Annotated in this window: 28 protein-coding genes; 12 read left to right on the top strand and 16 right to left on the bottom strand. The window is 73.2% G+C overall.

What is annotated here, in order from left to right; all coding sequences use genetic code 11:
• Positions 1 to 13 precede the first annotated feature (13 nt).
• Positions 14 to 343: a DUF6191 domain-containing protein gene (locus IEY98_RS05680; protein WP_189209180.1), complete on the top strand. Its 330-nt coding sequence runs from the start codon at positions 14 to 16 to the stop codon at positions 341 to 343.
• A gap of 20 nt (positions 344 to 363) precedes the next feature.
• Positions 364 to 1,005, top strand: coding sequence for a DedA family protein (locus tag IEY98_RS05675; protein WP_189209179.1), 642 nt, complete (start codon positions 364 to 366; stop codon positions 1,003 to 1,005).
• On the opposite strand, the gene IEY98_RS05670 is transcribed toward IEY98_RS05675, so the two are convergent.
• Positions 995 to 1,594 (bottom strand): nucleoside/nucleotide kinase family protein, encoded by a 600-nt coding sequence (locus tag IEY98_RS05670; protein WP_189209178.1) that lies wholly within the window; start codon positions 1,592 to 1,594, stop codon positions 995 to 997. The genes IEY98_RS05675 and IEY98_RS05670 overlap by 11 nt on opposite strands.
• Before the next feature lie 75 nt (positions 1,595 to 1,669).
• Between IEY98_RS05670 and IEY98_RS05665 the strand changes: the two genes are divergently transcribed.
• From IEY98_RS05665 to IEY98_RS05655, 3 genes are all read left to right on the top strand, one after another.
• Positions 1,670 to 2,668, top strand: coding sequence for a LacI family DNA-binding transcriptional regulator (locus IEY98_RS05665; protein WP_189210075.1), 999 nt, complete (start codon positions 1,670 to 1,672; stop codon positions 2,666 to 2,668).
• A 52-nt stretch (positions 2,669 to 2,720) separates the two neighbouring features.
• Complete coding sequence (locus IEY98_RS05660; RefSeq protein WP_189209177.1) at positions 2,721 to 3,167, top strand: RICIN domain-containing protein; 447 nt, start codon at positions 2,721 to 2,723, stop codon at positions 3,165 to 3,167.
• Positions 3,168 to 3,252: 85 nt separating this feature from the next.
• Positions 3,253 to 3,636: an ATP-binding protein gene (locus IEY98_RS05655; RefSeq protein WP_189209176.1), complete on the top strand. Its 384-nt coding sequence runs from the start codon at positions 3,253 to 3,255 to the stop codon at positions 3,634 to 3,636.
• Here the strand turns inward: IEY98_RS05655 and IEY98_RS05650 are convergent.
• A complete protein-coding gene (locus tag IEY98_RS05650) occupies positions 3,622 to 4,356 on the bottom strand; it encodes an SDR family oxidoreductase (RefSeq protein WP_189209175.1) in 735 nt (244 codons plus the stop codon). The two genes, IEY98_RS05655 and IEY98_RS05650, sit on opposite strands and share 15 nt — an antisense overlap.
• Positions 4,353 to 5,465, bottom strand: a complete 1,113-nt coding sequence (locus IEY98_RS05645; RefSeq protein ID WP_189209174.1) for a glycoside hydrolase family 76 protein — start codon at positions 5,463 to 5,465, stop codon at positions 4,353 to 4,355. Before IEY98_RS05645 ends, IEY98_RS05650 begins: the two co-directional genes overlap by 4 nt.
• Positions 5,466 to 5,533: 68 nt before the next feature.
• Here IEY98_RS05645 and IEY98_RS05640 point away from each other — a divergent pair, with 68 nt between their 5' ends.
• A complete protein-coding gene (locus IEY98_RS05640; RefSeq protein ID WP_189209173.1) occupies positions 5,534 to 7,636 on the top strand; it encodes a molybdopterin-dependent oxidoreductase in 2,103 nt (700 codons plus the stop codon).
• Between the two features lie 25 nt (positions 7,637 to 7,661).
• Here the strand turns inward: IEY98_RS05640 and IEY98_RS05635 are convergent, their stop codons facing one another.
• The 5 genes from IEY98_RS05635 to pyrE form a co-directional block, all read right to left on the bottom strand.
• The gene (locus tag IEY98_RS05635; RefSeq protein ID WP_189209172.1) at positions 7,662 to 8,270 is read right to left on the bottom strand and encodes a hypothetical protein; all 609 of its coding nucleotides are present in this window, start codon (positions 8,268 to 8,270) and stop codon (positions 7,662 to 7,664) included.
• A 120-nt stretch (positions 8,271 to 8,390) separates the two neighbouring features.
• Complete coding sequence (locus IEY98_RS05630) at positions 8,391 to 8,909, bottom strand: GNAT family N-acetyltransferase (RefSeq protein WP_189209171.1); 519 nt, start codon at positions 8,907 to 8,909, stop codon at positions 8,391 to 8,393.
• Complete coding sequence (locus tag IEY98_RS05625) at positions 8,903 to 9,547, bottom strand: TrmH family RNA methyltransferase (RefSeq protein WP_189209170.1); 645 nt, start codon at positions 9,545 to 9,547, stop codon at positions 8,903 to 8,905. The genes IEY98_RS05630 and IEY98_RS05625 overlap by 7 nt, the downstream gene beginning before the upstream one ends.
• Positions 9,544 to 9,903, bottom strand: a complete 360-nt coding sequence (locus IEY98_RS05620) for a DUF2784 domain-containing protein (protein WP_189209169.1) — start codon at positions 9,901 to 9,903, stop codon at positions 9,544 to 9,546. The genes IEY98_RS05625 and IEY98_RS05620 overlap by 4 nt, the downstream gene beginning before the upstream one ends.
• A gap of 58 nt (positions 9,904 to 9,961) precedes the next feature.
• On the bottom strand, positions 9,962 to 10,531 hold the full coding sequence (gene pyrE / locus IEY98_RS05615; protein ID WP_189209168.1) for an orotate phosphoribosyltransferase: 570 nt from the start codon (positions 10,529 to 10,531) through the stop codon (positions 9,962 to 9,964).
• A gap of 83 nt (positions 10,532 to 10,614) precedes the next feature.
• Here pyrE and IEY98_RS05610 point away from each other — a divergent pair, with 83 nt between their 5' ends.
• A complete protein-coding gene (locus IEY98_RS05610; protein ID WP_189209167.1) occupies positions 10,615 to 12,576 on the top strand; it encodes a GNAT family N-acetyltransferase in 1,962 nt (653 codons plus the stop codon).
• Here the strand turns inward: IEY98_RS05610 and IEY98_RS05605 are convergent.
• The 7 genes from IEY98_RS05605 to fbaA form a co-directional block, all read right to left on the bottom strand.
• A complete protein-coding gene (locus IEY98_RS05605; RefSeq protein ID WP_189209166.1) occupies positions 12,548 to 13,351 on the bottom strand; it encodes an LURP-one-related family protein in 804 nt (267 codons plus the stop codon). The two genes, IEY98_RS05610 and IEY98_RS05605, sit on opposite strands and share 29 nt — an antisense overlap.
• Before the next feature lie 18 nt (positions 13,352 to 13,369).
• Complete coding sequence (locus tag IEY98_RS05600) at positions 13,370 to 14,149, bottom strand: SDR family NAD(P)-dependent oxidoreductase (RefSeq protein ID WP_189209165.1); 780 nt, start codon at positions 14,147 to 14,149, stop codon at positions 13,370 to 13,372.
• A gap of 39 nt (positions 14,150 to 14,188) precedes the next feature.
• Positions 14,189 to 14,875 carry a TtfA family protein gene (locus IEY98_RS05595; RefSeq protein ID WP_189209164.1) on the bottom strand — a complete coding sequence of 229 codons (687 nt, stop codon included), beginning with the start codon at positions 14,873 to 14,875 and terminating at the stop codon, positions 14,189 to 14,191.
• A gap of 170 nt (positions 14,876 to 15,045) precedes the next feature.
• Complete coding sequence (locus IEY98_RS05590; RefSeq protein WP_189209163.1) at positions 15,046 to 15,447, bottom strand: DUF3151 domain-containing protein; 402 nt, start codon at positions 15,445 to 15,447, stop codon at positions 15,046 to 15,048.
• Between the two features lie 4 nt (positions 15,448 to 15,451).
• Positions 15,452 to 16,639, bottom strand: coding sequence for an amidohydrolase (locus tag IEY98_RS05585; protein ID WP_189209162.1), 1,188 nt, complete (start codon positions 16,637 to 16,639; stop codon positions 15,452 to 15,454).
• Positions 16,632 to 16,934, bottom strand: a complete 303-nt coding sequence (locus tag IEY98_RS05580) for a GNAT family N-acetyltransferase (RefSeq protein ID WP_189209161.1) — start codon at positions 16,932 to 16,934, stop codon at positions 16,632 to 16,634. The genes IEY98_RS05585 and IEY98_RS05580 overlap by 8 nt, the downstream gene beginning before the upstream one ends.
• A 107-nt stretch (positions 16,935 to 17,041) precedes the next feature.
• Positions 17,042 to 18,076 carry a class II fructose-bisphosphate aldolase gene (fbaA, locus tag IEY98_RS05575; protein WP_189209160.1) on the bottom strand — a complete coding sequence of 345 codons (1,035 nt, stop codon included), beginning with the start codon at positions 18,074 to 18,076 and terminating at the stop codon, positions 17,042 to 17,044.
• Between the two features lie 86 nt (positions 18,077 to 18,162).
• Between fbaA and IEY98_RS05570 the strand changes: the two genes are divergently transcribed.
• From IEY98_RS05570 to IEY98_RS05560, 3 genes are all read left to right on the top strand, one after another.
• A complete protein-coding gene (locus IEY98_RS05570; RefSeq protein WP_189209159.1) occupies positions 18,163 to 18,447 on the top strand; it encodes a DUF427 domain-containing protein in 285 nt (94 codons plus the stop codon).
• Between the two features lie 92 nt (positions 18,448 to 18,539).
• Positions 18,540 to 19,463, top strand: coding sequence for an SDR family oxidoreductase (locus tag IEY98_RS05565; RefSeq protein WP_189209158.1), 924 nt, complete (start codon positions 18,540 to 18,542; stop codon positions 19,461 to 19,463).
• A gap of 5 nt (positions 19,464 to 19,468) precedes the next feature.
• Entirely contained in the window at positions 19,469 to 19,933 is a 465-nt protein-coding gene (locus IEY98_RS05560; RefSeq protein ID WP_189209157.1) for a pyridoxamine 5'-phosphate oxidase family protein, read from the top strand.
• Here the strand turns inward: IEY98_RS05560 and IEY98_RS05555 are convergent.
• Positions 19,927 to 20,208 carry a YciI family protein gene (locus tag IEY98_RS05555; protein WP_189209156.1) on the bottom strand — a complete coding sequence of 94 codons (282 nt, stop codon included), beginning with the start codon at positions 20,206 to 20,208 and terminating at the stop codon, positions 19,927 to 19,929. The two genes, IEY98_RS05560 and IEY98_RS05555, sit on opposite strands and share 7 nt — an antisense overlap.
• A 60-nt stretch (positions 20,209 to 20,268) precedes the next feature.
• Here IEY98_RS05555 and IEY98_RS05550 point away from each other — a divergent pair, with 60 nt between their 5' ends.
• Positions 20,269 to 20,859, top strand: coding sequence for a SigE family RNA polymerase sigma factor (locus IEY98_RS05550; protein WP_189209155.1), 591 nt, complete (start codon positions 20,269 to 20,271; stop codon positions 20,857 to 20,859).
• 108 nt (positions 20,860 to 20,967) lie between these two features.
• On the top strand, positions 20,968 to 22,107 hold the full coding sequence (gene nagA, locus IEY98_RS05545) for an N-acetylglucosamine-6-phosphate deacetylase (protein WP_189209154.1): 1,140 nt from the start codon (positions 20,968 to 20,970) through the stop codon (positions 22,105 to 22,107).
• The last annotated feature ends 19 nt before the right edge of the window (positions 22,108 to 22,126 follow it).

Raw genomic sequence — 22,126 nt, 5'->3', positions numbered from 1 at the left:
CCGTTGAGTGGTCATGGTGGAGACCGTCCTCACCTGGGCCGTGCCCGGCGGCACGCTGCTCATGGTCGCCTTCGGCGTCTTCGAGCTGCGCAGGCAGAAACGGCGCGGGCGGGCGGGCACCCCGATCACGGCCACCTACGTCAACGAGTTCACGGCCATGTTCTACGGCACCAAGCGCATGGAGCTCGACCACCGCGACTCCATGTCGATGATGCGCGAGGAGGACGCGCAGGGCGGGCCGCCGCCGCTGGGGGTCGATCTCGACGCGGGGACGGTGGTGTTGCCCGGTAACCCGGGGACAAAGGCTGGTGAATTGCGCTCGACGGGAGACCCGACCGGGTGAGCGACACGTACCCTACGGCCGTGACCCTCGCGACCGGCGTGCTCGACTCGGCGGGGCCCCTGTTGGTGTGGGCCATCGTGCTGGGTTTCGTGTTCGTCGAGTGCGCCTTCATCTTCGGGCTGTTCCTCCCCGGCGACTCGCTGCTGTTCGCGGCCGGGGTCGTGCTCGCCCAGCACGCTGCCGAGGGGCAGGCGTGGGCGCTGTCCATCGCGGCGACGGTGACCGCGGTGGGGGCCAACCAGCTCGGCTACCTCATCGGGGCCAAGACGGGCCACGCGATCATCACGCGCAAGGGCGGGCGCGTGCTCAACGCGGCCAACCTGGCCAAGGCGCGGGACTTCCTCGACCGGCGCGGCTTCCTGGCGATCGTGCTCGCCCGCTGGCTGCCCTGGGTGCGCACGCTCGCCCCGCTGATCGCGGGCGCGGCGAAGATGGACGCGCGCAAGTTCGCCTTGGCCACGACCGTCGGCGCGGTGGCGTGGGTGCCGACGCTTGTCCTGCTCGGCTACTACGCAGCGGGCCTGCTCGACCGCGTCCCGTGGCTGCAGACGGCCGCGGTGATCGGCAGCGTCGCGTTCTTCGTCGGCGGCACGGTGTGGGGGATCTGGAAGTACCGCCAGGAGATGCGCAAGCCCGTCGACACCATCTCCATCACGGAGTGACCACGAGGTCGGCGTGCTCGCGGCCCGCGGCGATCAGGACCGCGTTCCGCTCGTCGGAGCCCATCGTGCGCTCCCACGCCTCCAGCGACGTGCGGCCGTAGGCCATGTGCCGCCGCCACAGCCGCTCCCGGCGCACGTCGTCGGGCACGTCGACGTACCAGACCTCGTCGAGCAGCGCCCGCACGCGCGGCCAGTGCAGCAGGTAGTTGCCCTCGGTGATCACCAGCGGCACGTCCCTGGGCACCGGCACCGCGCAGGCGACCGGTTCCTCGATCTCCCTGCGGAACTCCGGGGCGTAGACGATCTTGTCGGTGCGCGCCTTTAGCCTGGCCAGCAGATCGGCGTAGCCGTCGGCGTCGAAGGTGTGGGGGGCGCCCTTGACCTCGGCGGCGCCGAGCCGGTCGAGCACCCGCTGGGCGAGGTGGAAGCCGTCCATCCCGACCAGCGCGGCCCGCTCGCCCAGCGCCTCGGCCAGCCGGGCGGCCAGGGTCGACTTGCCCGCGCCCGGCGGGCCGCAGACGCCGAGCAGGCGGCGCCGGTCGGTCAGGGCGGACGCGCGGGCGACCAGGTCGGGGAAGGTCGGTCCCATGGTCCTCACTCTCGGCGGGGTATGGTCCGCAAGCGTTTGCAGCGAACGGAAGCAGGATTACACGCCGTGGCCACCATGCAGGATGTCGCCCGGATCGCCGGGGTGTCGATCAGCACCGTCTCGCACGTGGTCAACGAGACGAGAGCGGTCGCCGAGTCGACCAGGGTCCGGGTCCTGGCCGCCATCGAGTCCACCGGCTACACCGGCAACGCCATCGCCCGGTCGCTGGTCACCGGCGGCACCAAGTCCATCGGCGTGGCGATGTCGCTGCTGGCCAACCCGCACCTGGCCCAGCTGATCCACGCCATCGAGGCCGAGGCGACGGCCGCTGGCTACACCGTGCTGATCGGCGACACCCTCGACACCTCCGACGGCGAGCGCGACGCCGTGCGCAGGCTGCAGGCGCGGCGGGTGGACGGCGTGCTGCTGACCCCCGTCCCCGGCGACACCGCGACCCTCGACGCCCTCGCCCGCAGCAACATCCCCGCCGTGCTGGTCGACCGGGTCTCCCACCGGGTCAAGCTCGACCAGGTCGGACCGGAGAACATCCAGTCGACCTCGGCGCTGGTGTCGCACCTTGCGGGCGCGGGGCACCGCCGCATCGGCTTCATCAGCGGCGTGGACTGGGTGGGCGCGAGCGAGGAGCGCACGCTCGGCTACCGCCTGGGCCTGGGCCGCGCCGGGCTGCGGTGGGACTCCAACCTCGTCGCGGGCGGCGGGGCGACGCACGAGGACGGCGTGCTCGCGCTGCGACGCCTGCTGACCGTGCCCGAGCGCCCGACGGCGGTGATCACCGGCAACGGCGCGATGACCGGCGGCGCGTACCGGGAGGCCCGCGCCCACGGCATGCGCATCGGCCACGACTTCGCCATCGCGGGCCACGACGAGGTCGAGTGGGCCGAGCTCGTCGAGCCCGGCATCACGACCATGGCCCACCCGGTCGACGAGATCGGCCGCACCGCGGTGCGGCTGCTGCTCGCCCGCATCGCCGACCCGGAGCGCGAGCCGGAGACGGTGCTGCTGCCCCCGACGCTGGTCCACCGCGGCTCCTGCGGCTGTCACGCGGACGGGTGATTCGCCCGATCTCGCCCGGGCACCGACCGCCGCCGCCCAGTAGGCAGGGTCCATGAAAACCATCACCGGCGCGGTCGCGGCGCTCGTCGCGTTCCCCGCGGTGGCGGCCGCGGACGTGCCCGCCGACCGCTACACCATCATCTCCGTGCTCACCGGCCAGTGCCTCGCCATCGGCGCGGACAAGGTGGAACTGGCCGACTGCGGCGGCAACGCGACCACCTGGGACGTCGTCCCGGCGGGCGCGGACGAGCCCGCGCTGCTCATCCGCCATGTCCTGGACTGCGTCGCGCACGACGGCACCCTCGGCGAGTGCGGCGACCCGAGCCAGTTCTGGACGGTGGAGCAGACCGAGGCCGGTGACTTCACCATCCTCTCCGCGCCCGAGCGCCTGGCGCTCAGCGTGGTCCCCGTCGGCGACAACGCGGCGGTGCACACCGTGCAGACCGTCCAGAGCACCACCGAGCAGGCGGACCTGTGGCAGCTGGAGCCCCTGGAGTGATCCGGTAACACCCCGCGCCGCTCCCACGACGCTCCCTTCGGGCCCGCCGCGGGAGCGGGCCCGGATGGGAGCGCCGGTGTCCGCCATGACCGGACAGGACCTGCCGACCCTGGCCTTGACGATCACCGCCGACGCCGCCGACACGGCCCGTCGCGCGCTCACCCGGTGGCTGATCGATCACGGCGTCGCCGAACTGTCCGCCTGCGACATCGTGCTGGCCGTCACCGAGGCCACCGCGGAGGCCGTGGCGCACGCGCCGACGTCGATCACGGTCACCGCGACGATCCACCCGGCGCGCGTCGTCGCCACCGTCACCGACGACGGGCGCTGGCGCGACCCGGAGACCGGCCTGGGCACGCTGCGCGGCCACGGCCTGGGCATGGTCGAGGCCATCACCGAGCACTACGACATCGCCCACAGCGACGACCTGACCACCCTGACGGCGTACTTCCGGCTAGAAACCGCCTGACACCGGCAGCACGGCGCCGGTCACAAAGGACGCTTCCGGCCCGAGCAGCCAGAGCACGGCCGCGGCGATCTCGTCCGGCTCGCCCGCCCGGCCCATCGGGATGCGGGTCGCGGCCAGGCGCGCGGGCCGGTCCGGGTCGCCGGCGGCCGCGTGCAGGCCGGTGTGGACGGTGCCGGGCGCGACGGTGTTGACCCGGACGCCCTCGGTGGCGACCTCCAGGGCCAGCCCGTAGGCCAGCGTCTCGATCGCCGCCTTCGACGCGGCGTAGTGCGCCCACTCGCCGGGTGACCCGCGCTTGGCCGCGGTGCTGGAGACGGCGACGATCGATCCGCCCGCGCCACCGTGCCGTGTGGACATCCGCCGCACGGCGGCCTGCAGGCACAGGAAGGTGCCCAGCACGTTGACGTCGAGCACCGCGCGCATCGCGGCGGCGGGCACCTCGTCCACCCGGCCCCGGCCGCCGGTCACGCCCGCGTTGGCGACCAGCCCGGTCAGCGGGCCGAGTTCGGCCGCCGCGTCGAACAGCGCGGCGACGTCGTCCTCGGCGGACACGTCGGCCCGCACGGCCAGCGCGCGCCTGCCGGAGGCCTCGACCTCGGCGACCACGGCCTCGGCCGCGGCCCGGTCCTCGGTGTAGTTGACGACCACGTCGTGGGGCGCGCGGCGGCAGACCGCGGCCCCGATTCCCCGGCTCCCGCCGGTCACCACCAGAACGCTCACCCCGCCATGCTGGCACGGCCCTCCAGCCGGGCGGCGGCCTCCAGCGCCATCCAGCCCGACAGCTGCACGGACAGGTCGTGCTCGGGGCCGCCCGCGAGGTCGGCGGGGCGGGCGAACTCCGGTCCGAACAGCGGGCCGCCGGGCAGCGCGCCCCGGTTGTCCCACAGCGCCTCCGCGCTGGCCGTCACCAGCCGGGCGGCGGTCTCGCCCTCGGCGGCGGGCAGCCGGATCGCGGCGTCGGCGAGGTAGCGGGTGAGGATGCCGGTGAACAGGCCGCCGTCGCCGCCGTCGTGCCCGCGCAGCACGCCGTCGGGCGCTAGGCCTGCCTCGACGGCGCGCACGGTCCGCGCGGCCCGCCCGACCCACGGCCCGGCGGGCTCGTGCCCGGCCAACTCGACGCAGGCGCCCAGGTACACGCCCTGGCAGTAGGTGTAGGTCGTGGTGACGACGTCGCGGACGCCGCCGTCCTCGGCGACGTGCAGGCCGTCCCACATCAGCCCGGTGCCGGGGTCGCGCAGGGACCGCTCCATCCACTCGGCCATGGCGCGGGCGCGCTGCCGGTCGGCCCGCTCGACCCGGGCGCGGGCGAGCAGGATCGCGGCGGGGCCGTTGGCGGGGACGTTCTTGAAGGTGTCCCCGCGCCGCCACCAGATCCCGCCGCCGCCGTGCTCGGTCCAGCCATCGCGCAGCCGCGCGGTGATCTCGGCGAGCGCGGGCCGGGTGTCGACGAGGTCGCGGGCGCGGTGCAGGGCGAGGCCGAGCCAGGCGATGTCGTCGTAGTAGTCGTTGGTCCACTGCCGGAGGTTGCGCAGGTGCACCCCGCGGATGAGCCTGCCGATCACCTCGACGCGCTCGGCGGCCGGGGCGCGCTCGTGGGCGTCGATCAGGCAGTCGAGCAGGTGCGCCTGCCACCAGTAGTGCCAGCGCGCGAAGAGCCGGTCGGCGAGGCGGGCGGGCCTGCGGACCACGCCGAGCCGGGTGCCGGGCAGGCCCCACAGGCGGCGGAGGTGGCGGCCGCGGATCGCCCGCTCGGCGACCCCGGCGCGGGCGGCCCACAGCCCCGGCGAGCGCTCGGCCGCGCCCTCCGTGCGTCGCGCGCCCCGGGTCATGCCTCCCATGGTGGCCACTGGATCGTTCCGGATGCCGCGCGGGGGCCCGATCGTGCCAGGCTGGATCAATGCCGACCCACCACGTCACGTGCCCGCTGTGCGAGGCGACCTGCGGCCTGTCGGTCACCGTCGACGACGGCGCGGTGACGTCGGTGCGCGGCGACGCGCTGGACGTCTTCTCCCGGGGCTACCTGTGCCCGAAGGGCGCGTCGATCGGGTCGCTGCACGGCGATCCCGACCGGGTGCGCGCGCCGCTGGTGAAGCGGGGCGGGCGGTTCGTCGAGGTGGCGTGGGACGAGGCGTTCGCCGAGATCGCGGCCCGGCTGCCGAGGGGTGACGCGGCGGCGGTGTACCTCGGCAACCCGGGCGTGCACAACCTGTCGACGTCGCTGTACGCGCGAGCGTTGATCAAGGCGTTGGACACGAAGAACGTGTACTCGGCGAGCTCGGTGGACCAGGCGCCCAAGCAGTTCGCCGCTGGCTACCTGTTCGGCGACCCGATGAGCGTGCCGGTGCCCGACCTCGACCGGACGGACTTCCTGCTGCTGCTCGGCGCCAACCCGCTGGTGTCCAACGGGAGCCTGATGACCTCCCCCGACACCCGGGGGCGGCTCCGGGCGATCCGGGCGCGGGGCGGGCGGGTCGTGGTCGTGGACCCCATGCGGTCGCGGACGGCGGAGTCGGCGGACCAGCACCTGGCGATCCGGCCGGGGACGGACGCGCTGCTGCTGTTCGCTCTGGTGCATGTGCTGTTCGCCGAAGATCTGGTGAAGCTGGGCGCGTTGGCGCCGCACGTGGCCGGGGTTGACGCGGTGCGGGCGCTGGCGGTCCCGTTCAGCCCGGAGGCCGTCGCGCCCGCGACGGGGTTGTCGGCCGAGGCGATCCGCGGGCTGGCGGCCGACCTGGCGGCGGCCCCGACCGCGGCGGTGTACGGCCGGATCGGCACCACGGCCCAGCGGTTCGGCTCGCTGGCGAGCTGGCTGGTCGACGTCCTCAACGTGCTGACCGGCAACCTGGACCGTCCCGGCGGCGCGATGTTCCCGCTCGCCGCGGCGGGCCAGGCGAACGCGGGGCGCGGCCGCAGGCCGTTCCGGCACGGCCGCTGGCACAGCCGGGTGCGCGGGCTGCCCGAGGTGATGGGCGAACTCCCGGCGGCCACCCTCGCCGACGAGATCGAGGCGGGCGGCGTGCGCGCGCTGGTCACGCTGTCCGGCAATCCGTGCGTGAGCACCCCGAACGCCGACCGGCTGGCGGAGGCGCTGCGCGGGCTGGACTTCATGGTGTCGCTGGACATCTACGTGAACGAGACGACCCGGCACGCGGATGTGATCCTGCCGGGGACGTCGCCGCTGGAGCGCCCGCACTACGACATCGCCCTGTACCAGTTCGCGGTCCGCAACGTGGCGAACTGGAGCGACGCCGTGCTGGAGACGCCGCTGCCCCAGGAGTGGGAGACGTTGCTGCGCATGACCGGGGCGGTGGTGGGGATGTCCGATGTGGACGCGCTGGACGACGTCGTGGCGGCCCAGGTCGCGTCCCGCTTCGGCGTCCCGGTGGCCGAGGGCCGGGGCCCGGCCCGCCTGGTGGACATGATGCTGAGGGCGGGTCCTTATGACGTGCGGCTGGCGGACCTGCGGGCCCACCCGCACGGCATCGACTTCGGCCCGCTGAAGCCGCGCGTCCCCGAGGTGCTGGCGACCGAGAGCGGCCGGATCGAACTGGCCCCGCCCGCCCTGACCGCAGACGTCCCCCGCCTGCTGGCCGAACTCACCGCGCCGGTCCCCCCGATGGTCCTCATCGGACGACGGCAGCTGCGCTCGAACAACTCGTGGATGCACAACATCGCCCCGCTGATGGGCGGCGCCAACCGTTGCACGGCCCAACTCAACCCGACCGACGCCGAGCGCCTCGGCCTCACCCCCGGCGACCCCTGCGTGGTCCGCTCCCGAACCGGCAAGGTGACCGTCCCCATCGAAATCACCGACGCCATCCGCCCCGGCGTGGTCAGCATCCCCCACGGCTGGGGCCACACCCACCCCGACACCCACACGACGGTCGCCGCCGAACACCCGGGCGTGAACTCCAACATCCTCGCCGACGAACTCCTGATCGACGCCCCATCGGGAACAGCGGTGCTGAACGGCATCCCGGTGGAGGTCACCCGGGCGTAGGCGCGAGCGCCAGGCGCTGACGCCGCTATAGCGGCCATTCCCAGCCCGAAGCCATGAACCCCGGCCGGTACGTGAGAACACCCTTGGTGCTACGAGAATCGAGCACGATGGAGAACCTGTACTTGGACCCAGGGGCCAGCGCCAGCGGCGCGGATTCGTTGAGGCAGGAGTAGGTGGCCACAGTGGACAGGTTGGTTTCGGTCACCCCGTCCGGTCCGACCACAGCGAAGTCGTACGGGTTGAACATCCCGGCCGCTACCATCTCATCGAACTCGGCCGCCGTGGTCACCCGCAAGTGCAGAATGAGGAAGTGGCCGTTCTCGGGCTTCTCGGCGAATTCACCGGTGCAGCGGCCGGATTTGTCGATGCTGTCGAGGGTGAAAGTCAACATGGTGGCCCCGTCCTCGTTGGTCACACCGGCCTCCTCACCGAGCTTCTTCGGCACATTGCCCCGCTCACTGGTGGCTGGCTTGGTCGTCGTCGGTGTCGTGGTCGTGGTGGTGGTCGTCTCGGGAAGGTCCAGGTGCGAGCCGCTGCCCGCCGCGGGCACAGGGCTGCCGCCTTCTGCGCACCCAGCGCTGACCAGGGCGAGTGCTGCGAACGAGACGACAGCCAGCGATCGTGCGACGAACATGATGGATCCCTTCCTGCAGATTCATGGGGCCATACAGACTCCATCGCAGTTGAAGGTTGAACTGTTAACCACAATAGCCAGTGACAGTTTTGTCGCCTGGAAAGCGGCTTCTTCCGATCACTAAAGCCCGATGCGCCAGATCATGCCGACGCCGGTCTCGGCTGGGGCGGTGATGGGGCGGGGTTCGGCGGTTTCCACCAGGGTGAAGCCGAGGCGGCGGGGGATGGCGCCGCTGGCGTGGTTGGCGGCGTCGTGGTGGATTTCGACGTGGTCGATGTCGTCGAGGGTTCTGGCGAGGGTCAGGAGGGTGGCGGTGGCGCGGCCCTTGCCGGTGTGGGCGGGGTGCAGCCAGTAGCCGATCTCCAGGCCGCGGGGGCCGATGCGGCGTTCGAGGCCGCAGGCGCCGATGGGGACGCCGCCGGGGGCGATCAGGTAGCAGAACGACGTGCCCGCTGCCCAGCCGGTGGCGGCGTCCAGCAGGAACGAGCTGGCCGACTCCACTGTGTACTCACCGGCCGCCCACGCCATCCAGGGGGCCAGGTGCGGCTGGGCGTCGGCGACCAGCCGCTGGACGGTGACCGGGTCGAACTCGATGGCGCGGACCAGGTCGTCGGCGCGGGTCGGGGGGCGGGTCACCATGCCGTGTCCAGGTCGGCGTGGGCGCGGATCCAGGCGTGCATGACGATGCCAGCGGCGACGCCCGCGTTGATGGAGCGGGTCGAGCCGAACTGGGCGATGGAGACCAGCAGGTCGGCGGCGGCGCGGGTCTCCTCGGTCAGCCCCGGCCCCTCCTGGCCGAACACCAGCACGCACTCCCTGGGCAGGTCGGCGGTCTCCAGGCGCACCGAGCCGGGCGTGTTGTCGACGCCGACCACCGCCAGCCCCGACGACCGGGCGAACGACACCAGCGAGGACACCTCCGCGTGGTGCGTCACATGCTGGTACCGGTCGGTCACCATCGCCCCCCTGCGGTTCCAGCGCTTGCGCCCGACGATGTGCACGGCGCAGGCCGCGAAGGCGTTGGCGGTGCGGACCACGGTCCCGATGTTGTGGTCGTGCTGGAAGTTCTCGATGGCCACGTGGAAGCCGTGGCGGCGCCGGTCGAGGTCGGCGACCACCGCCTCGCGCCGCCAGTACCGGTAGGCGTCGACGACGTTGCGGCGGTCGCCCTCGGCCAGCAGGTCCGGGTCGTAGTGCGCCCCGGTCGGCCACTCACCGGGCCACGGACCCACGCCGACGGGCTCGCCGAACACCCACTCGGTGGGCCCCTCGCTCACACCCGCACACCCCCACGCCTGCGCGTCCACACGCCGACATACGACACGACCAGCAGCACCACGGCCAGCACGCCCACCGCGGGCAGCAGCTCCCTCGGGAACAGCTCACCGTAGATGTAGTGCTCGTTGAACCCGCCCGGCAGGTCCCCCAACCCCTGCTGCCGCCGGAAGTGGTTCTCCAGCTCCGTCAGCGGGCACGGGATGGACGTGACGTTGACCAGCACGCCCCACGCCGCGAAGAACACGTGGACGTAGATCGTGCGCGGCCACCGCCACGCCAGGAACCCGCCCAGCCCGATATAGCCCAGCGCGATGAAATGCACCACGACCGTCGCTGCGGCAAACACCCCCGCCATCGGCGACCACCTCCCCGGTCACCTCACGGTACCGGGGAAGTGTCCGATTCGGCTCCGATCAGCCCTGGTCAGGAAGTCCGAGATCGGTGAGGTCCAGCAGCGAGCGCCACGGCAGCCCGCGCTCCTCGACCGCCCGCCGCGCCGTCTCGCCCCGGTTCACCACCGTCGCCACCCCGACGACGGTCGCCCCGGCCTCGACGAGCGCGTCCACCGCGGTGAGCACGCTGCCCCCGGTGGTGGACGTGTCCTCGACGGCGAGCACCCGCTGCCCGGCTACCTCGATGCCCTCGACGCGCCGCTGCATCCCGTGCGCCTTGGTCTCCTTGCGCACGACGAAGGCGTCCAGCACCTCACCGGCGTGGGCCGCCGCGTGCATCATCGCCAGGGCGACGGGGTCCGCGCCGAGGGTCAGCCCGCCGACGGCCACGTAGTCCCAGTCGGCGGTCAGCCCGCGCATGAGCCGCCCGATCAGCGGGGCCGCGGCGTGGTGCAGGGTGGCCCGGCGCAGGTCGACGTAGTAGTCGGCCTCCCGGCCCGAGGCGAGGGTCACGCGGCCGTGCACGACGGCCAGCTCGGTCACCAGGCGGGCGAGCTCGGCCTTGGCGGTCTCATCAACAGCGGTTCGCACGGAACGTCAGCCTCTCATGTCCGCCCCCCGGACACACCATCAATCCCGTTGCGGCGCGCGCCCCGACCCTCTAGACCGGTCAGGTGGAGATCATCGACTTCGAGCCCGACCACGCCACTGAGGCCGACCTCGCCGGTTTCCACGAGCTGTCGCTCGCCCGGCTGCGGGCCGAGCTGCCCGAGCAGCCCGAGCCCACCCCGGCCGAGAGCATCGCCCGGGTCCGCGTGCCCGCCGCGGGGTTCGGGCCGCGCCGGATGTGGCTGGCCCGGCTGGACGGGCGCGCCGTCGGCTGGGCCCGGGTCTACCTCCCACCGGACGGGAACAGCCACGTCGCGATGACCGACATGGTGGTGCACCCGCAAGCCCGGCGGCTTGGCGTGGGCACCGCCCTGCTTTCCACCATCCTGCGCGCCGTGGACCGCCCGGTGATCGAGGGCCCGCTGCTCGACGGCGGCGACGGCGCGCTCTGGGCGGAGTCCCTCGGCCTGCGCCGGGTCCACGGCATCGTCGAACAGCGCCTCGAACCGGGTGATGCCCGCACCGACTTCCCCGCGCCGGACGGCTACCACCTGCGCGCCTGGTCGGACGCCGCGCCCGACGACCTCCTGCACTCCTACGCCTCCGCCCGCACGGCCATCCAGGACGCGCCACTGGGCGAGCTGGCCTACCGCGAACCGGACTGGACCGCCGAGCGCATCCGCGCGGAGGAGGCGGAGCTGCGCGCGAGCGGTGTCACGCTCCACGTCGTCGTCGCCCTGCACGGTGACGAGGTCGTGGGCCTGACCGTGGTGCTGGTCTACCCGGATACCGACGGGCCCGCCCACCAGCGGGACACCGCGGTCGTCCCCGCGCACCGGGGCAAGGGGCTGGGCGTGTGGATGAAGGCCGCGATGCTGCGCCGACTGCCCGGGACGCGGATCGCCACCGCCACCGGGATCGAGAACGTCCACATGCGACAAGTCAACGAGCGGCTCGGCTTCACCACCCTGCGCACGTGGCTCGCCGTCCGCGGCGACCGGGCCGACCTGCTCGAGCGCCTGCGCCCGGAGATCGCCGAGTTCGACCACGCCACCGACGCGGACCTGGCGGGCTACCACGCCGTCATGCTCGCCCGGCAGGAAACGGACCGTCCGGACGAGCCGCCCCTGAGCGTCGACGACGTCGTCGGCAGGCTCCGCACGCCGTTCCCCGGTTTGGGCCCGGTCCGGTACTGGGTCGCGCGCGTGCGCGGCACGATCGTCGGCCTTGCCGTCGTCTACTTCCCCGAGCACGAGAACAGCCACCTCGCCCTGGTCGACATCGTCGTGCACCCGCGCTTCCGCAACCGCGGCATCGGCACCGGCGTCCTGCGGGCGATGCTGCCGACCCTGCGCGCCGAGGGCCGGACCACGATCGAAGAGGACCAGGTCACCGCGGGCAGCGACGGCGAACGCTGGGCGCTCGGCGTCGGACTGCGCGTCGTGCACGCGGCGATCATCCAGAAGCTGGTGGTCGCCGACACCGACCCCGCGCTCTGGGACGTGCCCGTGCCCGAGGGCTACCGCCTGCACCAGTGGTCCGGCGAGGCGCCGGACGAGCTGGTCGACTCCTACGCCGCCGCCCGCGCCGCCATGGTCGACGCGCCGCTGGGCGACATGGACTACGCCGTCCCCGCATGGTCGGCCGAGCGGCAGCGCGAGCACGAGGCCGGGTTGCGCGCCCGGGGCGTCGAGCAGCGGGTGGTCGTGGCCGTGCGCGACGGCGCTGTCGTCGGCCTGACCGAGGTCGAGCTGCACCCGCACCGGCCGACCTGGTCGTTCCAGCGCGACACCTCGGTCGTCGCCGCGCACCGCGGCCGGGGTCTCGGGCGGGCGATGAAGGCGCACATGCTGCGCTGGCTGGTGGCGACCCGGCCGGACTACCGGCTGGCCTACACCGGCACGGGCGCGCAGAACGTCCACATGGCCAGGGTCAACCACCAGCTCGGCTTCCGGACCGTGCGCGAGCTGGTCGCGGTGTCCGGCCGGATCGACGGGCTCAGCCCCAGCCCCGGTTGTCCTGCTTGAGCGCGGTGTCGACGGTGAGCGCGGAGGCGATCACCAGGCTCAGCAGCGGGTCGGCCAGCGGTCGGTGGATCTGGAGCACGTAGTTGTCGGCCGTGGTGAACATCGTCTTGGCGAAGCCCTCCCACGTCTTGGTGATCCGCGCGACCTCGCCGCCCGCGTGGTCGGTGACCGCGAAGTTCCACGCCCGCCAGTTCTCCGCCTGGATGCCGCCGACGCGCTGCCCGCCGACCTCGAAGGCGAAGCGGATCTTGCCGATGGCGTTCTCCTGCCGGATCTCCCCGACCGGCGCGCCGTCGCCGCGCTCGACGATCATCCGCGACTTCACGAACTTCGCGGGCCTGGTCAGCCGCAGCACGGTCTGGCCGTGGGCGTCGCGGACCTCCAAGCGGTGGGTGAAGAACTGGTCGTAGCTGCCGAGGAACCGGGCGGCCTTCTTCAGCGCGCTCTGCCCGACCTGCACGACCGCGCCGATCTGGCGGGCGTGCTGGTCGTACACGGCGTACTCGTTGGCCAGCTCGATCAGCTTCACCCGCTGGTTCACCACCAGCACGGGCTCGGTGAACAGCGTCCCTCCGCCCTGCCCTGCCTGGCCGACGCCCGCCTTGCGCTGCTGCTCCCTGATCCGGTTCGGGTCGACCGGGCCGTCGAAGGACAGCTCCCACGCGCTGGCGTCGCTGGCGGCGCGCGTCTGCTGCGTCCACCGCGCGCCGTCCCAGTAGCGCAGCGTCGACGAGCCTGGGGCCTCCGGATACCAGCCGGGCTGCGGATTCGTCATGCCCGCGAGCCTACGGACTCAGCCCCGGTTGCGGCCCCCCGCGACGCGCCGCTCCAGCGACCGCTGCAGGCCGCGGGGCAGGAGCCTGGTCAGCGCGACCAGCGCCTTGTACTGCGGCCCGGGGACCGAGCGGGACCGGCCGTGGACGAGGTCGTCCAGGCAGTCGGCCACGACCCGGTCGGCGTCCAGCCACAGGAAGTCGGGCAGCTCGCTCATGTCGTCGCCCGCGCGCTCGTGGAACTCGGTGTGGGTGAAGCCGGGGCACAGCGCCACGACCCGCACGCCCGTTCCGGCCAAGTGCGCGGCCAGGCCCTCCGACAGCGCCGTCACGTACGCCTTGCTGGCCCCGTAGGACGGCCCGCTCGCCGGGAAGAACCCCGCGATGCTGGAGACGTTGACGATCCCGCCGTGCCCGCGCTCGATCATCCCGGGCAGCGCGGCCCTGGTCAGCCGCATCACGGCGGTGACGTTGAGGTCGACCTGCGACTGCAGCCACGCCGGGTCGGCGTCGGCGAACGCGCCCCGGGTGCCGAAGCCCGCGTTGTTCACCAGCAGGTCGACCGGGCGCTCCGGGTCGGCAAGCCGGTCCTCGACGCGCTTGCGCGCCCGGGTGGTGGTCAGGTCGGCGGTCATGGTCTGCACCGCGACGCCGTGCGCCTCGGACAGCTCGGCGGCCACGGCCTTCAGCCGGTCCGCGGTGCGGGCGACGATGACCAGGTCGTATCCGTCTGCGGCCAGCCTGCGGGCGAAGGCCGCGCCGATTCCCGCGGTGGCGCCGGTGATCAGTGCGGTGGGCATACGGGGCACGCTACCCAGCGGTACGCCCGGGCCGGTAGCTCACTCCTCGTGGCCGCCGCGGACCTCGACCTCCCCGGCCGGGTCGATCTCGGCGTCGAACGGGTCGACCACGTCGGCGATCTCGCCGAGCCCGCGCAGCAGCCGCTCCAGCCGCGACGGCGAGGAGTTCGGCGCGGACGCGGCCAGCACCCACCCGTTCTCGATCCAGGCGACGGCGACGTCCTGCCCGATGTCCTCGGTCGCGTCGACCAGGTCGGGGGTGATCAGCGCGCGGGCGGCGGCGATGTCGGAGACGAACGCGTACCGCTGGCCGACCGGGCCCAGCAGCTCGGGCATGTGCTCGCGCTGGAACGGCGTGCTCGGCACCCACAGCTCCACGACGACCGGGTGCACGCGCTTGCACTGCACGGCGGAGATGACGGTGTTGACCCGCCCGCCCGCCTCCAGGTCGAACACGTACACCTTGCGCCTGCCGTCGGCGGTGAACGTCGACCCGGCGACCACGTCGCGGGCCACGCCGTCGCCGTAGTAGGCGATCGCCCCGCCGTTCCACTGGCCGGGCAACACCGGGTCGGACTCGGCGAACTGCCACCCCCGCAGCGCCGCCCAGCGCCTGCGCTCGCGGTTGCGCGAGGTCAGACGCGCGCGATCGCGCATGAGGAACAGAGCGCCCGCGACCAGAGCCACGAACGCCACCACGAACCAGACCCACGCGGGAACGCCCACACCGCCAGCGTAGTCGCCGCGGCGCGTCGTTCAAGATCACGGGGGTGCGCCGCGCCCGAAGTTTTCTGCTCCGTTCGCCGATCGGGGGCCCGACCGAACAGCCCCCACCGCCCTCCCGGGGCTGACCGTGGCCAGCACCCGGGGGCTACTCGTCGGTTCCGGACTCCCCGTCAGGGGGACAGGGGCGCGTCCGGGTCGGAGTCGGCGAGGAACTGGGCGCAGCGCTGGTGCTCCTCGGTGTCGCCGATGGCCTCGGCGGCGCGGGCCAGCGCGGCCAGGGCGCGGAGGAAGCCCTGGTTGGGGCGGTGCGACCAGGGGACGGGGCCCGCGCCCTTCCAGCCTGCGCGGCGGAGCTGGTCGAGGCCGCGGTGGTAGCCGGTGCGGGCGTAGGCGTAGGCGGCGACGTCCTCGCCCGCGTCGAGGGCGCGCTCGGCCAGGGCGGCCCAGGCCTCGCTGAAGTCGGGCCACTGGCGGGCGACGGCCGTGGGGTCGTCACCGCGCTCCAGCGCCGCCTGCGGCTCGGCGCGCTCGGGCAGACGGGTCGGCTCGGGACCCAGAAGGTTGCCATGCATGCGGTCAATCCTGCCGGAGCCAGGCGCGGGCCGTGTTCGTCAGGCACGACACGCCCAAATCGATCGTCGGGTCGATGACGGGGGCGAACAGCGGCGAGTGGTTCGCGGGCAGGGTCATGACCACCTCGCGCAGCTCGTCGAAGGTGCCCGCCCCGGCGAATGCGGCCGGGTCGGCGCCGCCGAGCAGCCAGTACACCAGCGGGGCGCCCGCCGCGGTGGCGAAGACGCCGACGTCCTCGCTGCCGGTCACCGGCCCGGGGTCGACCACGGCGGCCACGCCGTCGAACGCCGGGCGGGTGCGCTCGACGGCGTCGGCGTCGTTGACCACGGTCGGGAAGCTGGTCTCCAGCACGATCTCCGGGTCCCGGTCAGCCCCGGACGCCTGCGCCTCGGCGCGGACGACCCGCTCGATCGCCGAGAGCACGCGCTCGCGGACCCGCGCCTCGTACGTGCGGACGCTGACGTGCAGCTCCGCGGTGTCCGGGATGATGTTGGCGACCGTGCCCGCCCGGATCGCGCCGACGGTGACCACGGCGGTGTCGCCGCCCGCGGTCTCCCGGGACACGATCGTCTGCAGCCGCATGACCGTCGCCGCGGCCAGCACCACCGGGTCGACGGCGACCTCCGGCCGCGACCCGTGCCCGCCCCGGCCGTGCAAGGTGATCTTCAGCGTGTCCGCCGCGGCGAACGACGGGCCCGCGCGCAGCCCGACGACCCCGGCGGGGATCGGCGCGACGTGCTGGCCGAGGACCACGTCTGGCGTGCCGAACCGGTCGAAGAGGCCGTCGTCGATCATGGCGTGCGCGCCGCCGCCGACCTCCTCGGCAGGCTGGAAGACGGCCAGCACGGTGCCCGACCAGTCCCGGCGCTCGGCCAGCCGCGCCGCCGCGCCGATCAGGCAGGTGACGTGCATGTCGTGCCCGCAGGCGTGCATCACGCCGTCGACGGCGCTGGCGTACGGCAGCCCGGTCCGCTCGGCCATGGGCAGCGCGTCCATGTCGGCGCGCAGCAGCACCGTCGGGCCGTCGCCGGAGCGCAGCGCGCCCACCACGCCGGTCCCGCCCACGTTCTCGGCCACCGCGAACCCCGCGGCGCGCAGCTCCCTGGCGGCGACGGCGGCCGTGCGGGTCTCGGCGAAGGCCAGCTCGGGATGGCGGTGCAGGTCGCGGTAGAGCTCAGCGAGGTCAGTCATCGGCGGGCGCGCGGTTCTGGTACGCCAGGTCCAGGTACTCCGGGTGCCTGCGCATCCACCCGGCGATGAACGGGCAGGTGGCCAGCACGGACAGCCCGCGCCTGCGCGCCTCGTCCAGCGCGGCCCTGGCCAGCGCGCTGCCCACGCCCCGCCCCTCGAAGGCCGGGTCGACCTCGGTGTGCGGGAAGACGATCACGTCGGCGCCGAGCAGGTACTCGGCGTGACCGGCGGGCGCGCCGTCCACAGTGGCCTCGAACCGGCGCCGGTCAGGCGCGTCGGCTACCTCGACACTCATGCGTCGAGCTTCCCGGAACCCGCTCGACCGGGCAACGAGGGGCCCGCCACCGCGGACGCGGAAGGGCCCGCCCGGGAACACCCGGACGGGCCCTTCGCCGGTCGCGCTCAGCCCGCGATCATGCGGCCAGCGGACTTGAGGTGCTCGCACGCCTGGGTCACCCGCGTGGCCATGGCCTGCTCGGCGGCCTTGAGGTAGCTGCGCGGGTCGTAGGTCTTCTTGTTGCCGACCTCGCCGTCGATCTTCAGCACACCGTCGTAGTTGGTGAACATGTGCGCGGCGATCGGGCGGGTGAAGGCGTACTGGGTGTCGGTGTCGATGTTCATCTTCACCACGCCGTAGGAGACGGCCTCGTGGATCTCCTCCAGCAGCGAGCCGGAGCCGCCGTGGAAGACGAGGTCGAACGGCTTGGACCCGGCGGGCAGGCCCAGCTTCTCGGCCACCACGTCCTGGCCCTGCTTGAGGATCTCCGGGCGCAGCTTGACGTTGCCCGGCTTGTAGACGCCGTGGACGTTGCCGAAGGTGGCCGCCAGCAGGTACCGGCCGCGCTCACCCGCGCCCAGCGCCTCGACGGTCTTCAGGTAGTCCTCGGAAGAGGTGTAGAGCTTCTCGTTGATCTCGTTGTCGACGCCGTCCTCCTCGCCGCCGACCACGCCGACCTCGATCTCCAGCACGATCCTGGCCTTGGCCGCCGCGTCGAGCAGCTCGGCGGCGATCTGCAGGTTCTCGTCCATCGGCACGGCGGAGCCGTCCCACATGTGCGACTGGAACAGCGGGTTGCCGCCCGCGGCGACGCGCTCGGCGCTGATGGCGATCAGCGGCCGGACGAAGCCGTCGAGCTTGTCCTTGGGGCAGTGGTCGGTGTGCAGGGCGACGTTCACCGGGTACTTCGCGGCGACGACGTGGGCGAACTCGGCCAGCGCGGTCGCGCCGGTCACCATGTCCTTCACCTTGGTGCCGGAGGCGAACTCGGCGCCGCCGGTGGAGAACTGGATGATGCCGTCGCTCTCCGCCTCGGCGAAGCCCCGCAGGGCGGCGTTCAGCGTTTCCGACGAGGTCACGTTGATCGCGGGGTAGGCGAACTCGTTCGCCTTGGCCCGGTCGAGCATCTCCGCGTAGACCTCGGGCGTGGCAATGGGCATCGGGGGCTCCTCCTCGGGATGGCCATGCGCCGTTCTGCCGCATCCTACGAAAAGCGGGGCGCCTGCGCGTCGGGCACACTGGCGCAATGGCGACCGCTACCTGGAACGGCGAGGTCATCGCCGAGAGCGACGACACGGTCATCGTCGAGGGGAACCACTACTTCCCGATCGATTCGGTCCACCAGCACTTCCTGCGGCCGTCGGAGACCACGACGCACTGCCCGTGGAAGGGCGACGCCAGCTACTACACGCTGCACGTCAACGGCGAGGACAACCCCGACGCCGCCTGGTACTACCCCGAGCCCATGGAGGCTGCCGAGCAGATCCGCGGCCGGGTCGCGTTCTGGCGCGGGGTCGAGGTCCAGGGCTGACCCGTTACCGAAATTAACTGTTACCGCCGGTAGCTTACCGGCGGTAAGGTGCGGTACCGTCGCCCCACTGACCGACTGCGAGGAGGCATCGGATGGGTGCGACGAACCTGTTCGCCCGCGAGCACGGCGTCGATGGCAAGGTCGTGATGATCACCGGGGCGGCCCGGGGGCTCGGCGCGGGGCTGGCGAAGCGGCTGGGGGCGCGCGGCGCGAAGATCGCGCTCGTCGGCCTCGAACCCGACGAGATGGCCAAGGTCGCCGTCGAGTGCGGGCCGGACGCGGCGGTCTTCGAGGCCGACGTCACCGACTGGGCCGCGATGGAGTCCGCCGTCCAGGGCGTCGTCGAGCGGTTCGGCGGCATCGACATCGTCGTCGCCAACGCGGGCATCTCGGCGGCGGGCTTCGTCCGCTCGGTCGACCCGGCCGCGTTCGAGCGCACCATCGAGGTCGACCTGCTCGGCGTCTGGCGCACGGTCCGGGTGGCGCTGCCGCACGTCATCGAGCGCCGCGGCTACATCCAGATCGTGTCGTCGCTGGCGGCGATCACGCACGCCCCCGCGATGGCCCCGTACGCCGCTGCCAAGGCGGGCGTCGAGGCGTTCGGCAACTGCCTGCGCGCCGAGGTCCGGCACCTGGGCGTGGCCGTCGGCGTCGCGCACCCGTCGTGGATCGCCACGGACCTGGTGCACGGCGCGGACGAGCACCCGGTGTTCGGCAAGCTGCGCGCGGCCATGCCCGGCCCGATGGGCAAGACGCACCCGGTGTCGGTCGCGCTGGACGCGATGGAGAAGGGCGTGCTGCGCCGCGACCGGACGATCCACGTGCCCGGCTGGGTCGGCGCGCTGAAGCTGATCCGCGCGTTCCTCCCGCCGATCATCGAGATCGGCGGCAGGCTGCGCGGCAACATGGTCGCCCGCGCCGACAAGGAGGCGCTGGCCGACGTGGCCGCGCGCGGCGCGGCGGCGTCGTCGCGCCCGGTCGGCCCGGGCGGCGCGGCCGCGATGAAGGGCAGGTAGGCGCGATGGCGTCCCGCCGGGAGCTGATCAGGATGACCGGCGCGGAGGTGGCCGGCTTCCTGGCCGCCGAGCGCACGATGTCCGTCGCCACGCTCGGCCCCGGCGGGCGCCCGCACCTGGTCCCGCTCTGGTTCGTGCCCGGGTCGACCCTGTCGACCTGGACGTACGGCAGCTCGCAGAAGGTCGCCAACCTGCGCCGGGACCCGAGGGCGACGGTGCTGGTCGAGGCGGGCGAGTCGTACGAGGAGCTGCGCGGGGTCAGCATGGAGTGCGACGTCGCGCTCGTCGAGGACGAGGCCGGGGTCGTGCGGATCGGCTCGGCGCTGCTGCACCGCTACAGCGGCAGCGAGGAGGCCGCGACGGCGGCCGCGCAGTTCGTCAGGGCCCAGGCCGCCAAGCGGGTCGGGCTGGTGTTCACCCCGACCCGGGTGACGTCCTGGGACCACCGCAAGCTGGCCGGGACCTACTGAGCCCAGGGGCCCATCAGGATCTTCCACTCCCGGATCTCCCGGCGGGCGGCCACGTTCTCGGTCGTGTACGGGTCCTTGGCGATCAGCTCGTCGAGGGCGGCCCGGTCCTCGGCGGAGACGACGAAGAAGCCGCCGGAGTCGTCGGCCCACGGGCCCGCGGCCAGCACGCGGCCGGACTCGACGTATCCGGCCAGCCACTCGCGGTGGGCGGGGCGCACGGAGTCGAGGAGCGCGCGGTCGTCGGTGTACGTGGTGTCCACGGTGAACCAGGCCATGGCTGAATCTTGACACGCGATGCGACCTGTTCCCCGGGTGCTTGCGGGTAAGGTTTGCCCGTGGCAGGGGATGCGAGCGCCGAGGGGCAGGCCGAGAAGAGCGTCGAGCAGACGCTGACCCGGCTGCGCGCCATCGATCTGAAGAGTTCACCGGCCGCCCGGCCGGACGCCCCGCTGACCCTGGAGGACCTCTACCGGACCCACCGCATGCGGCTGATCCGGCTGGCGCTGCTGCTGGTCGACGAGCCCGCGACCGCGGAGGACGTCGTCCAGGAGGCGTTCACCGGGCTGCACCGGCACTGGGGCAACCTGCGCGACTCAGCGGCCGCGGTCGGCTACCTGCGGACGGCGGTCGTCAACGGCTCGCGCAGCGTGCTGCGCAGGCGCAAGACCGCCCGCGAGTACACGCCGCCGCACGCGCCCAACGCCCGCTCGGCCGAGAGCCTGGCGATGCTGACCGCCGAGCACCAGCACGTGGTCAAGGCCCTCCAGCAGCTCCCGCCCCGCCAGCGCGAGGTGCTGGTGCTGCGCTACTACGGCAACCTCTCCGAGGCCGAGATCGCCGAGGCGGCGGGCATCTCCCGGGGTACGGTGAAGTCGACGGCGTCGCGTGCGCTCGAAGCCCTCCAGAAGATCATGAACGCGCCCTAGCGATACTCCAGCCGGGCTCAAGTTGGTTTAGACCATTGCGGTATAGACCAATAGACTGCCACTGTGCACACCGATCGCGGGTGCGCGGCGGAACGGCTCGGAGGACACATGGCAGGACAGCTCATCGCAGGCGGCAGGCTGGTCACCCCCGACGGCCTGCTGGACGACGGCTGGCTGCTGGTCGAGGAGGGCGAGATCGCCGCGCTGGGCGCGGGCGAGCCGCCGCGCGCGGACCGCGTGGTCGACGCCGAGGGCGCGTGGGTCGTGCCCGGCTTCGTCGACATCCACTGCCACGGTGGCGGGGGCGAGCCGTTCACCAGCGGAAACGCCGACCGCATCGCCTCGGCCGTGGCCACCCACGCCCGGCACGGCACCACGACGCTGCTGGCGAGCCTGGTGTCCCGCCCGATCCCGGAGCTGGTCTCCCAGATCGCGGCCCTGCGCGAGCTGACCGAGGACGGCCTGCTGGCGGGCGTCCACCTGGAGGGCCCGTTCCTCTCCGCCGTGCGCTGCGGCGCCCACGACCCCGCGATCCTCTGCCCCCCGGACTCCGACTCGGTGGCCGCGGTCCTCCGCGCGGGCCGGGGCGCGGTCCGCATGGTGACCATCGCCCCCGAGCTGGAGGGCTCGGTCCGCGCCGTCCGCCAGCTGGTGGACGGCGGCGCGCTGGCGGCCATCGGCCACACCGACGCCATCGAGTCCCAGGTCATGCCCGCCGTGGACGCGGGAGCCACGGTCGCCACCCACCTGTTCAACGGCATGCGCCCCCTCCACCACCGCGAACCCGGCCCGATCGGCGCCCTCCTGTCGGACCCGAGGGTGACGGTGGAGCTGATCTGCGACCTGGTCCACCTGAGCCCCACGATCGTCCGCCTGGCCGCCCGGCACGCGGGCCCCGAGCGGACCGTCCTGGTCACCGACGCCATCGCCGCGGCCGGTGTCGGGGACGGGACGTACGACATCGGCGGCCTGGAGGTGGTCGTCAAGGACGGCGTGCCGACCCTGGCGGGCGGGACCTCGCTGGCGGGCAGCACGCTGACGATGGACGCCGCTTTCCGGAACCTGGTGGAGACGTGCGGCCTGTCGGTCCAGGACGCCGTGGCCGCGACCGCCACCCGGCCCGCGGCCCTGCTGGGGCTGGGCGAGGTCACGGGCAAGCTGGCGAAGGGCCTGCGGGCCGACGTGGTGCTGCTGGATCGCGGCTTCCACCCGACGGCCGTCCTGCGCCGAGGCGAGTGGATCAGCTGACCTGATCGCCGCCGCCGCT

The organism is Actinokineospora fastidiosa, from assembly GCF_014648415.1.
Lineage (GTDB): Bacteria > Actinomycetota > Actinomycetes > Mycobacteriales > Pseudonocardiaceae > Actinokineospora > Actinokineospora fastidiosa.
Note: the sequence above shows the minus strand (reverse complement) of the source record. Positions and strands in the feature narration are given on the sequence as shown.